We start from the raw sequence: 14,448 nt of genomic DNA on the forward strand, positions 1-14,448 counted from the left end.
CATCCCTCTCCTTTGCCCTTTTTCAGACGCAGACTCTGCTGCTTTCTCAGAAAAATCCTGTTTCTGGCACGATGATTGCTATTTATTCCAGTGTTTTTCACAGACAGAGGGTTTGCTGACGCAACAGGCGACGAGTTGCACCAAAAAAGCTATTCGAAGCGCACCTTTATAGCGCATGGATAAATTTTTGCCTTTTTTTGGTGCGGAACACCTCGCAAAAAAGAAACTTTTTATTTCATTGCGTTAACAATCCGCTATGTTAGTGGTTATTCTGAGCGCAGTTGCGCTGTGGGATAAGCAGAAAAGCAGCAGGAAATACACACAACATCATAATCAGCGCAGGTTATATCCTGAGCAAATTCCATACGAAGGAGTTGGAACATGCAGATACGCAAAGTGGCATTATCTCTTCTGCTGTTAAGCGCAGCAGCAGGAGCGGCCCAGGCGGAAGATCTCAGCGGCACCCTGAAGAAGATCAATGACAATGGCGTCATCGTCGTCGGGCACCGTGAATCATCAGTTCCCTTTTCTTACTATGACAACCAGCAAAAAGTCGTCGGCTATTCCCAGGCCTATTCCAACGCCATTGTGGACGCCATCAAAGCGAAGCTGAACAAACCTGACCTGCAAGTCAAAATGATTCCGATCACCTCACAAAATCGTATTCCGCTGTTACAGAACGGCACTTACGATTTTGAGTGTGGCTCTACCACCAACAACGTTGAGCGTCAGAAACAGGCGGCCTTTTCAGACACCATCTTTGTTATCGGTACACGTTTGCTGGTGAAAAAAGGCGGCCCGATTAAAGATTTCACCGATCTGAAAGGCAAAACGGTGGTGGTTACCTCGGGAACTACGTCAGAAGTGCTGCTGCACAAACTGAACGATGAACAAAAAATGGAAATGCGCATCATTAGTGCTAAAGATCACGGCGACTCTTTCCGTACCCTGGAAACCGGTCGCGCAGTGGCTTTCATGATGGATGATGCTCTGTTAGCGGGTGAGCGCGCCAAAGCGAAGAAACCAGACAACTGGGAAATCTTAGGTACGCCACAGTCGAAAGAAGCTTACGGCTGTATGCTGCGTAAAGACGATGCGCAGTTTAAAACGTTAGTGGATGACACCATTGCTAAAGCGCAGACCTCGGGTCAGGCGGAGAAATGGTTCGATACCTGGTTCAAACAACCGATTCCACCAAAGAACCTGAACATGAACTTCGCCCTGTCTGACGACATGAAGGCTCTGTTCAAAACGCCGAACGACAAGGCACTGAATTAACAACGATAACAAGGGCAGCCAGGCTGCCTTCTCGATTGTTGAAACCGCGGCGCGGACAGACAGCCCGCTCAGGTCGTTCCCCTGAGACGGGCAGCAAAATGCCGTTCATCAATCTTCAGGTAGCGATTACCCAACATAATTTAGGTGGCAGTAAGGCGGCAAAGGCGCAGATCTTCAGTAAATAGCTGAGGTGAGTCAACGCAGCCAACGCATCTGCGGCTTGAACTATGAAGGGGAAAGCTACCCTTTTTTACCGGAGCTCGTTATGGGTATCGATTGGAACTGGGGCATTTTTCTTGAACAGGCCCCGTTCGGTAACACGACCTATCTTGGCTGGCTGTGGTCCGGTTTTCAGGTGACGATTGCTGTCTCCTGTTGTGCCTGGATTATCGCCTTCTGTGTAGGTTCACTTTTTGGCATTCTGCGTACCGTGCCTAACCGCCTGCTGGCGACTATTGGCACCTGCTACGTGGAGCTGTTTCGTAACATTCCGCTTATCGTCCAGTTCTTCTTTTGGTATCTGGTTGCGCCAGAACTGGTGGGCGAAGATTTGGGGATGTGGTTCAAAGCGGAACTGGATCCTGACATTCAGTTTTTTACTGCCTCTGTGATTTGCCTTGGCCTGTTCACCGCTGCCCGCGTGTGTGAACAAGTGCGCGCAGCTATTCAGTCTCTGCCAACCGGACAAAAAAATGCAGGTCTGGCGATGGGTTTAACCCTGCCGCAAACCTACCGCTATGTGTTGTTGCCGAATGCGTATCGCGTGATTGTCCCGCCAATGACATCAGAAATGCTTAACCTGGTAAAAAACTCAGCCATTGCCTCCACTATCGGCCTGGTCGATATGGCTGCGCAGGCGGGCAAACTGCTCGACTACTCAGCCCACGCCTATGAATCATTTACCGCCATTACCCTGGCCTATATCGCCATAAACCTGGTGATCATGCTGATCATGAGCCTGGTTGAACGCAAAGTACGCCTGCCGGGCAATGTGGGAGGAAAATAATGTACGAGTTTGACTGGAGTTCAATTCCTCCCAGCTTGCCCTATCTGTTGAACGGTCTGGTGATCACCCTGAAAATCACCGTCACGGCAGTTGTCTTCGGCATTATCTGGGGCACGCTACTGGCAGTAATGCGTCTTTCAAGTTTCAAAGCAATTAGCTGGTTTGCCAGACTGTACGTCAATCTGTTTCGCTCTGTGCCGCTGGTCATGGTGCTGCTGTGGTTCTATCTGGTAGTGCCGAGCTTCTTGCAGCAAGTGCTTGGCATTTCCCCGAAAACCGATATTCGCCTGATTTCGGCAATGGTGGCGTTCTCGCTGTTTGAAGCAGCTTACTATTCAGAAATCATTCGCGCCGGGATCATCAGTATTTCTCGCGGGCAGGCAAATGCCGCGTTGGCATTAGGGATGACACAGTGGCAGTCGATGAAACTGGTTATCCTGCCGCAGGCATTTCGCGCCATGGTGCCGCTGTTGCTGACGCAAGGTATCGTGCTGTTTCAGGATACCTCGCTGGTGTATGTCTTGAGCCTGGCTGATTTCTTCCGCACGGCATCGACGATTGGTGAGCGTGACGGTACGCAGGTTGAAATGATTTTGTTTGCCGGCCTGGTTTATTTCATCATCAGCCTGAGCGCATCGCTGTTAGTCAGCTATCTAAAAGAAAAAGGACAGTTTAAATGATTAACCTGAAAAACGTTTCTAAGTGGTATGGTCACTTTCAGGTGCTGACCGACTGCTCAACCGAAGTCAAAACCGGTGAGGTTGTTGTCGTATGCGGACCTTCTGGCTCGGGTAAATCAACGCTGATTAAAACCGTCAATGGTCTGGAACCTGTTCAACAGGGCAGCATTACGGTCAACGGCACCGAAGTGAATAACAAAAAAACCAATCTGGCGCAGTTGCGCAGCAAAGTGGGCATGGTGTTTCAGCACTTCGAACTTTTTCCCCACCTCAGCATTATCGATAATCTGGTGCTGGCGCAAGTGAAGGTCCTGAAACGTGACAAAGCGGCAGCGCATGATAAAGGACTAAAACTGCTGAATCGCGTAGGGCTTTCTGCCCATGCGCAGAAATTTCCTGGCCAGCTTTCTGGCGGTCAGCAGCAGCGCGTCGCCATAGCGCGCGCGCTCTGTATGGATCCCATCGCCATGCTGTTTGATGAACCTACTTCGGCGCTGGACCCGGAAATGATTAATGAAGTGCTGGATGTGATGGTTGAACTGGCACAAGAAGGTATGACGATGATGGTGGTAACGCACGAAATGGGCTTTGCCCGTAAAGTGGCGAACCGCGTGATCTTTATGGATGAAGGCAAGATTATTGAAGATCGCAAAAAAGATGACTTCTTTGATAATCCGCAATCCGATCGCGCAAAAGATTTTCTCGCTAAAATCCTGCATTAATCAAAGATGGCGGGCAATCATGCCCGCCCGTTTATTTAAGGTTCAAACGGCTGACGCTGGAACTGGTCGTGACCACATTCGGGACAGCGCGACAGGGTTTCAGGGGTATAAATGGCACGGGTAAACTGACACTTCTCACACACCAGATTGCCCAGCCCCACCACTTCCCCACTTTGATACACACCGTGATGGTGGAGATCCTGAAAGACTTCACGCCACTCCAGCTGGCTTTTATCGGTAATGTCTGCCAGCTCTTTCCAGACGCTTTCGCGAATGATGCGCATAAACACCGAATCACCCAACGGTTGCTCAACCTCTGCATAGCTGCGGGCAAACTCTCCCAGATCGCGACGTACAGAGGTTAACGCCTGCTCGATTTCACCCGGCGTGAGAGTGCTGTTCGCCAGCAGCTGGCTGCGTCGCTGTGCAACTAATGTATCAATATCCCGATCGCCATGACGAAGGCGCTCGGTTAAAACCGCTAACGACTCGCGATATTCCTGAGCCACTTTGTTCATTTTATTCTCCTTTCTTCACGCAATGCCTGCACTAAGTTTAGCTGTTTTGTCATATTTGCCGTGTCGTCTGTACAGTGAATTACAAAAGGGTGAAGGCTCAGGTGTTTGAAACAGAAATCACACCCGCTAAAGTGGGAAGTGTTGTTGATACGCGGCCTTATGGGTATGCTATGCGGATCTTAAAGTAAGCAAAGTGTCATTCATTAAGGACCACAGGCAGCCATGCAAGAGCAATACCGCCCGGAAGAGATTGAATCCCGCGTGCAGCAACACTGGGATGAAAACGAAACGTTTAAAGTGACTGAGCAGGAAGGTAAAGAAAAATATTATTGCCTCTCCATGTTGCCCTATCCTTCTGGTCGCCTTCATATGGGCCACGTTCGTAACTACACCATCGGCGACGTAATCGCGCGTTATCAGCGTATGCTCGGCAAAAATGTCCTGCAGCCGATTGGCTGGGATGCGTTTGGTCTGCCTGCTGAAGGTGCTGCGGTAAAAAATAATACCGCACCTGCGCCATGGACTTACGACAACATCGCCTACATGAAGAACCAGCTGAAGCTGCTGGGCTTTGGTTATGACTGGAGCCGCGAACTGGCGACCTGTCAGCCAGAATATTATCGCTGGGAGCAGTGGTTCTTCACCAAACTGTACGAGAAAGGCCTGGTTTATAAAAAAACCTCAGCCGTTAACTGGTGTCCGAACGATCAAACCGTGCTGGCAAACGAACAGGTTATTGATGGCTGCTGCTGGCGCTGTGATACCAAAGTTGAGCGCAAAGAGATCCCGCAGTGGTTCGTTAAAATTACCGACTACGCTGAAGAACTGTTAAATGATTTAGATACGCTGGAAGAGTGGCCTGAGCAGGTCAAAACCATGCAGCGTAACTGGATCGGCCGTTCTGAAGGGGTAGAAATCACTTTTGATGTTGCCCACAGCGAAGAAAAAACTGACGGTGTATACCACTCGTCCAGACACCTTTATGGGTGCCACCTATGTGGCTGTAGCAGCGGGCCATCCGCTGGCGACCCAGGCGTCAGTGAATAACCCTGCGCTGGCAGACTTTATCGCTGAGTGCCGCAATACCAAAGTTGCCGAAGCCGATATGGCGACAATGGAGAAGAAAGGCATGGCCACTGGCCTGTTTGCTATCCATCCTTTAACCGGCGAACCTGTTCCGGTATGGGTAGCAAACTTCGTCCTGATGGAGTACGGCACGGGTGCAGTAATGGCGGTTCCGGCGCACGATCAGCGTGACTGGGAATTTGCGACTAAATATGATCTGTCCATCAAACCTGTTGTCCTGAACCTTGACGGTAGCGAGCCAGACGTAAGCGCCGCCGCGATGACTGACAAAGGTATGCTGTTTAATTCAGGCGACTTTACCGGTCTCGATCATGTCGCAGGCTTCAATGCGATTGCCGATGCGCTGGCCGCGAAAGGCGTGGGCGTGCGTAAAGTCAATTATCGCTTGCGTGACTGGGGCGTGTCGCGTCAGCGTTACTGGGGCGCGCCGATTCCCATGGTTACGCTGGAAGATGGCACTGTGATGCCAACGCCAGAAGATCAACTGCCGGTTATCCTGCCGGAAGATGTCGTTATGGATGGCATCACCAGCCCGATCAAAGCTGATCCTGAGTGGGCGAAAACCACGGTAAACGGCCAACCGGCGCTGCGCGAAACTGATACTTTCGACACCTTTATGGAATCGTCGTGGTACTACGCGCGCTATACCTGCGCTAACTACAACGAAGGCATGCTGGATCCGGCTGCAGCGAACTACTGGCTGCCGGTCGATCAGTACATTGGCGGTATTGAACACGCCATTATGCACCTGATGTATTTCCGCTTCTTCCACAAGCTGTTGCGTGATGCAGGTCTGGTTAACTCTAATGAGCCAGCTAAACGCCTGCTTTGCCAGGGCATGGTATTAGCGGATGCGTTTTACTTTGTGGGCGAGAATGGCGAACGTAACTGGGTATCACCGGTTGACGTTACCGTTGAGCGCGATGAAAAAGGCCGCATCATCAAGGCTGTCGATAATCAGGGCCGCGAGGTGATTTACGCTGGCATGAGCAAAATGTCGAAGTCAAAAAACAACGGCATCGATCCACAGCTCATGGTTGAGCGTTACGGTGCTGATACCGTACGCCTGTTTATGATGTTTGCTTCCCCGGCCGACATGACGCTGGAATGGCAGGAGTCGGGCGTTGAAGGTGCAAACCGCTTCCTGAAACGCGTATGGAAACTGGTATTTGACCATACGCAAAAAGGCGCCACCGCAGCACTGGATGTTGCTGCATTGAACGACGACCAGAAAGCGTTACGCCGCGATCTGCACAAAACCATCGCCAAAGTGGCGGATGATATTGGGCGGCGTCAGACTTTTAACACCGCCATCGCTGCCATTATGGAGTTGATGAACAAACTGACGCGAGCGCCACAAGAGAGCGAGCAAGACCGTGCGCTGATGCAGGAAGCTCTGCTGGCAGTAACACGTTTGCTCTATCCGTTTACGCCACACGCCTGCTACGTTTTATGGCAGACGCTGGGCGGTGAAGGCACTATTGATAATGCCGTCTGGCCGGTAGCGGATGAAGCCGCTATGGTTGAAGACTCTTTGCTGGTGGTTGTTCAGGTTAACGGTAAAGTGCGCGGTAAGATTACCGTTGCAGCTGATGCCACGCAGGAACAGGTACAGGCACGCGCTGCGCAAGAGCATTTGGTAGCAAAATACCTTGATGGCGTTACCATTCGTAAAGTGATTTATGTACCGGGCAAACTGCTTAACCTGGTCGTAGGTTAAGTTCAGGAGGAACTGTGCGACATCCGATTATCAGGCTGTTTGTCACGCTGGCGGTGTTGATCACCGCTGGCTGTGGTTTTCACCCACGCGGCACCACGCAGGTGCCGGCTGAACTGAAAACGCTGATTGTGACTACCGGCGATCCTTATGGTCCGCTGGCTCGCACGGTGCGTCAGCAATTGCGTCTCAACAACGTCAATCTGGTTGAAGACACGAAGCAAAACCGCACCGATATCCCAACGCTGCGTCTGGGAGGTGAACAACAAGGTCGCGACACGGCGTCGGTCTTTATCAGCGGCACCACAGCAGAATATCAGCTGGTGATGACGGTAACCGCGCAGGTTCTGCTGCCGGGCAAAGGGATCTATCCAATCAGCACCACGGTTTATCGTTCTTTCTTTGATAACCCGAATGCGGCGTTGGCCAAAGATGCCGAGCAAGACATGATCGTCCAGGAGATGCGTCAACGTGCCGCTGAGCAACTGGTGCGTAAATTGCTCACCGTGCATGCTGCGCAGTTGAATAATAAAGAGACACTGCCTGAATCCTCCATTCCTGTGCCGGGTGAAGATTCCAGGGAAGTGCCCTCTTCTTCTGCTACCAGTCTGCAATGATCAGGATTTATCCTGAACAACTCAGCGCGCAGCTTCGTGAGGGGCTGCGCGCCTGTTATTTATTAGCCGGTAACGAGCCATTGCTGTTGCAGGAAAGCGCCGATGCGATCCGCGCTACGGCAGCAAAACAAGGCTTTGAAGAACATTTCGCGTTTACCCTGGATGCCCAAACCGACTGGGAAAGTTTGTTTGCCAGCTGTCAGTCGCTTAGCCTGTTTGCTCAACGTCAGACGCTGACGTTGCAGTTTCCTGAAAATGGCCCGAATGCGGCGATGACAGAACAGTTGCTCAGGTTAGCCAGCGTGCTGCATGCCGATATTTTAGTGATCTGCCGCCTGGCGAAGCTGACCAAAGCCCAGGAAAACAGTGCCTGGTTCAAAGCCTTTTCTGCTCAGGGTGTGTTAGTGCCGTGTCAGACACCAGAGCAGGCGCAACTACCGCGCTGGGTAGTGAATCGTGCCAAGGCGATGCAGCTCACCATTGACGATGCCGCAGTGCAACTGCTGTGCTACTGCTATGAAGGTAATCTGCTGGCGCTGGCACAGGCACTGGAGCGTCTGGCGCTGCAATGGCCAGACAACAAACTCACCCTGCCACGTGTTGAAGAAGCGGTGAGCGATGCTGCGCACTTTACTCCATTTCACTGGGTAGACGCTCTGCTGGCGGGCAAAAGCCGCCGCGCCCTGCATATCCTGCATCAGCTGGAAAAAGAGGATAGCGAAGTCGTTATTGTTGTGCGCACTCTACAGCGCGATTTGCTGACGTTGCTGCATTTGCAACGCCATCAGGCGCAGCAACCACTGCGAACATTAATGGATCAACAGCGCATCTGGCAAAATCGCCGCGCCTTGTTTACGGAAGCGTTGCAACGACTGGATGCTGCCCGCTTGCAGCGCGCCATACATTTGCTGGCCCAGATTGAGCTTACCCTGAAGCAGGATTATGGTCAGTCCATCTGGCCTCAGCTGGAAACCTTGACGTTATTACTATGTAACCGCGCTTTTCCAACGAGTTTTGCTCATGTCTGATCTTCATGCGCTGCTCGGCGGCACTTTCGATCCCATCCATTTTGGTCACTTAAGGCCTGTAATGGCCCTGGCACAGCAGACAGGATTAACGCGCGTGACGCTGCTGCCCAACAATGTGCCGCCACATCGCCCACAGCCAGAGGCCAGCGCCACACAGCGTGTTGATATGCTGCGTTGTGCAATTGAACAACAACCGCTGTTTGAAATCGATACACGCGAATTGCAGCGCGACACGCCATCCTGGACCGTGGCGACGCTCGAAGCACTGCGTGCCGAATGCGGTGAACAGCAGCCACTGGGATTCATCATTGGTCAGGATTCTCTGCTAACGTTAGCCAAATGGCATCGCTGGCAGGATCTCCTTTCGCTATGTCATTTGCTGGTTTGTCAACGTCCAGGCTACCCGACGGAGATGGAAACACCCGCCATGCAGCAGTGGCTGGATCAGCACATTACGCATGATCTCCGGCAGCTGCATCAACAACCCGCCGGTTGCATCTGGCTGGCAGATACGCCACTGTACACTATATCGGCAACGGAAATCCGCCAGCGCCTCCACCAGAACCTGTCCTGCGACGCGCTTCTGCCCGCTGCCGTTATCGCCTACATCAACCGCGTTGGCTTATATCGCGACTAATTTCGTCATGCTATACTGCGCCGCTTGATTTTTGGCTGCACTATCTCAGCACTGTCTGTCTGTGCATTATCCGGGCTTTCAGCCGGCCCGCCATCACCAGTTTTAAAGGGGAACCTTTTGCAAGGTAAAGCACTCCAAGAGTTCGTTATTGATAAGATCGATGATCTTAAAGGCAAGGATATCGTTGCACTCGACGTGCAGGGCAAGTCCAGCATCACTGATTGCATGATTATCTGCACCGGTACGTCAACCCGCCATGTGTCGTCAATTGCCGATCATGTCGCGCAGGAATCCCGCGCCGCAGGACTGATGCCGCTGGGCATTGAAGGCAAAAACACCGCAGACTGGGTCATTGTTGACCTCGGCGAAGTCATTGTGCATGTGATGCAGGAAGAGAGCCGCCAGTTGTATGAACTGGAAAAGCTCTGGAGCTAACGGGTGAAACTGCAACTTGTTGCCGTTGGCACCAAAATGCCTGACTGGGTGCAGACCGGATTTATGGAATACCTGCGCCGCTTCCCTAAAGATATGCCGTTTGAGCTGACAGAGGTTCAGGCGGGCAAGCGCGGAAAAAACGCTGACATTAAACGCATTCTTGAAAAAGAGGGTGAAGCGATGTTAGCGGCTGTCGGTAAAGGCAATCGCATTGTCACGCTGGATATTCCGGGTCAGCCGTGGGAAACGCCACAACTGGCGCAGCAGTTAGAGCGTTGGAAGCAGGATGGCCGTGATGTCAGCTTGCTGATTGGCGGTCCTGAAGGCCTGGCTCCCGCCTGTAAAGCTGCGGCAGAGCAAAGTTGGTCGCTGTCAGCACTGACGCTGCCCCATCCGCTGGTGCGCGTGCTGGTTGCGGAGAGCCTTTATCGTGCATGGAGCATTACGGCAAATCATCCTTATCATCGTGAATGACCGATAAGCCCTAATCAGACATGACAAGTAGCGGATGAAATTACAAAGCAACGCCTTTCGCGATTATAGCGCCGAACAGAAACTTTTTGTCCGCCGGGCGTTGATCGCTTTCGTCGGCATTTTATTACTCTCCTCCGTGCTGGTGGTCAATCTTTACCACCTGCAGATTTTACGTTTCGACGATTACAGTACCCGATCCAACGAAAACCGCATCAAACTGGTGCCGGTCGCCCCCAGCCGCGGCATTATCTATGACCGCAGCGGCACGCCGCTGGCGCTTAACCGCACCATTTATCAGGCGGAGTTAGTGCCGGAAAAGGTCGATGATCTGAAGCAGACATTACAAAATCTCCGCCCGGTGCTCGATCTCACTGACGAAGATCTTGATGCCTTTGAAAAAGAGCGTAAACGCTCGCGCCGCTTTACCTCTATTCCGGTTAAAACCGGCCTGAACGATGTGCAGGTTGCGCGCTTTGCCGTTAATCAATATCGCTTCCCCGGTGTTGAGGTAAAAGGCTATCAGCGTCGTTATTATCCCTATGGTCAGACGCTGACGCATGTGGTTGGTTATGTTTCAAAATCAACGATCGTGACGTCGCACGCCTCGATAAAGAGGGAAAATGGCCGAACTACGCCGCTACGCATGATATTGGTAAGTTAGGCATAGAGAACTATTACGAAGATGTTCTGCATGGCAAAACCGGTTATGAAGAGGTTGAGGTTAATAACCGGGGCCGCGTGATCCGCCAGTTGCACGAGCAGTCGCCGCAGGCGGGACGTGATATTTACCTCACCATCGATCTCAAGCTACAGCAATATATCGAAACGCTGCTGGCGGGCAGCCGTGCTGCGGTCGTGGTCAGCGATCCCCGTACTGGCGAAATTCTGGCAATGGTGTCAACGCCCAGCTATGACCCGAATTTATTTGTCGATGGTATCTCCAGTAAAGATTACCGTGGGCTGTTAAACGACGAAAATCGCCCGCTCTACAACCGCGCCATCCAGGCCTCTTATCCGCCCGCCTCCACTGTAAAACCTTATGTGGCGGTTTCTGCCCTGAGCGCGGGTGTGATCAACCGTAATACCAGCCTGTTCGATCCCGGCTGGTGGCAGTTACCCGGCTCGGAAAAACGTTACCGTGACTGGAAAAAATGGGGCCATGGTCGTCTCAACGTCACCAAATCGCTGGAAGAGTCTGCGGATACCTTCTTTTATCAGGTCGCTTATGACATGGGCATTGATCGCCTGTCTGAGTGGATGAATAAATTTGGTTACGGACACCGCACCGGGATTGACCTGCCGCAGGAGAGTGCGGGCAATATGCCAACACGCGAGTGGAAAATGAAGCGATTCAAAAAGCCCTGGTATCAGGGTGACACCATTCCGGTCGGTATTGGTCAGGGTTACTGGACAGCCACGCCGTTGCAGATGAACAAAGCGTTGATGATCCTGATTAACGACGGTGTGGTCAAAGTGCCGCACATGCTGCGCGCTACTCGTGAAGGACGCAGTATCATCCCATGGCGCCAGCCGCCAGGCGAACCGATTGGTGATATTCATTCTGGTTACTGGGAAATCGCTAAAGACGGCATGTATGGCGTAGCGAATCGCGCCAATGGTACGGCACACAAAAGCTTTGCCGATGCCCCTTACAAAATAGCGGCCAAATCAGGCACCGCGCAGGTGTTTGGCCTGAAAGAAAACGAAACCTATAACGCTCACAAAATTGCCGAACGCTTACGCGACCACAAGCTGATGACGGCTTTTGCGCCTTACGATAAACCACGTGTTGCCGTCACGATAATTTTAGAAAACGGTGGCGCGGGGCCAGCAGTCGGCACCGTGATGCGTCAGATTTTGGATCACATTATGTTAGGCGATAACAATACTGTCCTGCCGGACGCTGCGCCAACACCGCCCGGCTACGAAGGTGAATAAACATGTCCATGAACGATAGCCCGCAGAAAAGATCGATCTGGATGCGCATCCATATCGATCCGCTGTTTATGCTGGTCATTTTAGGTTTGCTGACCTACAGCGCCATCGTTATCTGGAGCGCCAGCGGCCAGGATCCTGGCATGATGGAGCGTAAAATCGGCCAGATTGTAATGGGTCTGGTGATCATGATTGTCATGGCGCAAGTCCCGCCCCGCGTTTACGAAGGCTGGGCACCCTATCTCTACATTATTTGCGTCATTTTGCTGATTGCAGTCGATGCCTTTGGTCAAATCAGTAAAGGCGCGCAGCGTTGGCTCGATTTAGGCGTGGTGCGCTTTCAGCCGTCGGAAATTGCCAAAATTGCCGTGCCGCTGATGGTGGCACGCTTTATCAACCGTGACGTCTGTCCGCCAACGCTGAAAAATACCGGCATTGCGTTGATTCTGATCTTTGTACCTACGCTGTTAGTGGCGGCGCAGCCTGACCTGGGCACCTCAATTTTGGTGGCGGCATCTGGCCTGTTTGTGCTGTTCCTTTCTGGCATGAGCTGGAAATTGATCGGCGTGGCGGTCGTCCTGGTTGCAGCGTTTATCCCGATTCTCTGGTTCTTCCTGATGCACGATTATCAGCGTGATCGGGTAATGATGCTGCTCGATCCCGAAAGCGACCCGCTTGGTGCCGGTTACCACATCATTCAGTCTAAAATCGCTATTGGCTCTGGCGGTCTGCGCGGTAAAGGCTGGTTACAAGGCACCCAGTCACAGCTGGAGTTTCTGCCCGAGCGCCACACCGATTTTATTTTCGCCGTACTGGCGGAAGAGCTGGGACTGGTCGGCGTGCTGATTTTATTAGTGCTTTATCTGCTGCTGATCATGCGCGGTTTAATCGTGGCGGCGCGTGCGCAAACCACATTTGGACGCGTGATGGCCGGTGGTTTAATGCTGATTTTATTCGTTTATGTTTTCGTTAACATTGGCATGGTTAGTGGTATCTTACCGGTGGTTGGCGTACCGTTGCCGCTGGTCAGTTATGGCGGCTCTGCGCTTATCGTGCTTATGGCAGGATTCGGCATCGTCATGTCGATCCATACTCACCGAAAAATGTTATCTAAAAGTGTTTAAGAGGCTGCACATGCGTAAGGAATGGCTTGGCGTTGCACTGGCATCACTGGTTTTAGCTGCCTGTTCCACCCCGGAACCGCAAAATACTGCGCCACCACAGCCGGCATATAACGGCCCGGTGGTTGAGATCCCAGGCGTTGAACCGCGCTATGAGCCGATTAATCCGGCTACTCACCAGGATTACAGCGTCAATGGCAAATCTTATCGCATCGTTAAAGATCCCTCGAACTTCAGCGAGGTGGGTCTGGCTACCTGGTATGGCGACGAGGCCGCTGGTCAGCGAACCGCCACTGGTGAAAGCTACGATCCGGATGCACTGACCGCGGCGCATCCTACGCTGCCGTTGCCGAGCTATGTGCGCGTCACGAACATCGCCAATGGTCGCCAGATTGTGGTGCGCGTAAATGACCGTGGCCCTTATACGCCAGGCCGCATCATTGACCTGTCACGTGCCGCAGGCGACCGCCTTAATATTTCAAATAACACTCGCGTGCGCGTGGATTTCATTAATGTTGCCCCGGATGGCACACTTTCCGGTCCAGGCACCATTGGCACGGTGGTTGCCAAACAAAGCTATTCCCTGCCCCCGCGCCCGGATCTGAGTGGCGGTTCGGTAATGAGCGGCGGTAACGCAATGCAATCCATGCCTGAGCCGCAGAATGTTGAGGCCATCAGCAACAGCACGTTGCAAAGCAGCGATAACATGGGCGCGCCGGTGCAAAGCAGCGGTTTCCTCGGTGCCCCTCAGCCTTTACCGAATGGTGTTCTTGAAGGCAGCGAACCACAACCTGCACCGGTCATTGCGGCTCCCGCTGCCGCGCCAGCCGTTAGCAGCGCACCGGGCCACACCCCTGCACAGCAGGTTGCGGGCTATGTTGTGCAGGTCGGCGCATTGAATGACGCCGCTCGTGCGCAGCAACTGCAGAGAAGCTTAAGCCAGCGTTTTGGCGTACCGGGCACCGTTGAAACAGCGGGTAATGTTTATCGTGTGCAGTTAGGCGGTTATAAAACGCGTGCTGAAGCTGCTGCGCTGCAACAGCGTTTGAGCAGCGAAGCTCAAATCGCATCGTTTATTACCACGGCCCGACAAGGAATGTGATACGCCTTAACCGTAACCTCTGCTAACCACCCATTTATTACGTCAGATGCCTGTAAAACAGGCATTTGTTATGATGAGTGACTTTTTTAACC

Annotated in this window: 12 protein-coding genes and 2 pseudogenes; 13 read left to right on the forward strand and 1 reads right to left on the reverse strand. The window is 52.4% G+C overall.

All coding sequences use genetic code 11. The features are described from left to right. Window positions 1–381 precede the first annotated feature (381 nt). From O3W44_RS07815 to O3W44_RS07830, 4 genes are all read left to right on the forward strand, one after another. Window positions 382–1,278, forward strand: coding sequence for an amino acid ABC transporter substrate-binding protein (locus O3W44_RS07815; RefSeq protein WP_269292620.1), 897 nt, complete (start codon window positions 382–384; stop codon window positions 1,276–1,278). Window positions 1,279–1,543: 265 nt separating this feature from the next. Further along, window positions 1,544–2,284, forward strand: coding sequence for an amino acid ABC transporter permease (locus O3W44_RS07820; protein WP_269292621.1), 741 nt, complete (start codon window positions 1,544–1,546; stop codon window positions 2,282–2,284). Then, a complete protein-coding gene (gene gltK, locus O3W44_RS07825; RefSeq protein WP_269292622.1) occupies window positions 2,284–2,964 on the forward strand; it encodes a glutamate/aspartate ABC transporter permease GltK in 681 nt (226 codons plus the stop codon). Before O3W44_RS07820 ends, gltK begins: the two co-directional genes overlap by 1 nt. Beyond that, complete coding sequence (locus O3W44_RS07830) at window positions 2,961–3,686, forward strand: amino acid ABC transporter ATP-binding protein (protein WP_269292623.1); 726 nt, start codon at window positions 2,961–2,963, stop codon at window positions 3,684–3,686. Before gltK ends, O3W44_RS07830 begins: the two co-directional genes overlap by 4 nt. 35 nt (window positions 3,687–3,721) lie before the next feature. On the opposite strand, the gene O3W44_RS07835 is transcribed toward O3W44_RS07830, so the two are convergent. Continuing rightward, window positions 3,722–4,204: a zinc ribbon-containing protein gene (locus O3W44_RS07835; RefSeq protein ID WP_269292624.1), complete on the reverse strand. Its 483-nt coding sequence runs from the start codon at window positions 4,202–4,204 to the stop codon at window positions 3,722–3,724. A 222-nt stretch (window positions 4,205–4,426) separates the two neighbouring features. Here O3W44_RS07835 and leuS point away from each other — a divergent pair. The 9 genes and pseudogenes from leuS (at window position 4,427) to rlpA (ending at window position 14,356) form a co-directional block, all read left to right on the forward strand. Next, window positions 4,427–7,010: pseudogene (leuS, locus tag O3W44_RS07840) on the forward strand (leucine--tRNA ligase). A gap of 14 nt (window positions 7,011–7,024) precedes the next feature. Then, window positions 7,025–7,624 carry an LPS assembly lipoprotein LptE gene (gene lptE / locus O3W44_RS07845; RefSeq protein WP_269292625.1) on the forward strand — a complete coding sequence of 200 codons (600 nt, stop codon included), beginning with the start codon at window positions 7,025–7,027 and terminating at the stop codon, window positions 7,622–7,624. Beyond that, window positions 7,621–8,652, forward strand: coding sequence for a DNA polymerase III subunit delta (gene holA, locus O3W44_RS07850; protein WP_269292626.1), 1,032 nt, complete (start codon window positions 7,621–7,623; stop codon window positions 8,650–8,652). The genes lptE and holA overlap by 4 nt, the downstream gene beginning before the upstream one ends. Continuing rightward, window positions 8,645–9,289, forward strand: a complete 645-nt coding sequence (gene nadD, locus O3W44_RS07855) for a nicotinate-nucleotide adenylyltransferase (protein ID WP_269292627.1) — start codon at window positions 8,645–8,647, stop codon at window positions 9,287–9,289. Before holA ends, nadD begins: the two co-directional genes overlap by 8 nt. 117 nt (window positions 9,290–9,406) lie before the next feature. Beyond that, window positions 9,407–9,724: a ribosome silencing factor gene (gene rsfS / locus O3W44_RS07860; protein WP_269292628.1), complete on the forward strand. Its 318-nt coding sequence runs from the start codon at window positions 9,407–9,409 to the stop codon at window positions 9,722–9,724. A 3-nt stretch (window positions 9,725–9,727) separates the two neighbouring features. Further along, window positions 9,728–10,198: a 23S rRNA (pseudouridine(1915)-N(3))-methyltransferase RlmH gene (gene rlmH / locus O3W44_RS07865; RefSeq protein ID WP_269292629.1), complete on the forward strand. Its 471-nt coding sequence runs from the start codon at window positions 9,728–9,730 to the stop codon at window positions 10,196–10,198. A 34-nt stretch (window positions 10,199–10,232) separates the two neighbouring features. Next, a pseudogene (gene mrdA, locus O3W44_RS07870) lies at window positions 10,233–12,136 on the forward strand (peptidoglycan DD-transpeptidase MrdA). Between the two features lie 8 nt (window positions 12,137–12,144). Next, entirely contained in the window at window positions 12,145–13,257 is a 1,113-nt protein-coding gene (mrdB, locus tag O3W44_RS07875; protein ID WP_269294392.1) for a peptidoglycan glycosyltransferase MrdB, read from the forward strand. 10 nt (window positions 13,258–13,267) lie between these two features. Continuing rightward, window positions 13,268–14,356, forward strand: a complete 1,089-nt coding sequence (gene rlpA / locus O3W44_RS07880; RefSeq protein ID WP_269292630.1) for an endolytic peptidoglycan transglycosylase RlpA — start codon at window positions 13,268–13,270, stop codon at window positions 14,354–14,356. Window positions 14,357–14,448: the final 92 nt, after the last annotated feature.

Origin of the sequence: Pantoea sp. LMR881, assembly GCF_027157825.1 — a bacterium.
GTDB lineage: Bacteria > Pseudomonadota > Gammaproteobacteria > Enterobacterales > Enterobacteriaceae > Pantoea > Pantoea haifensis.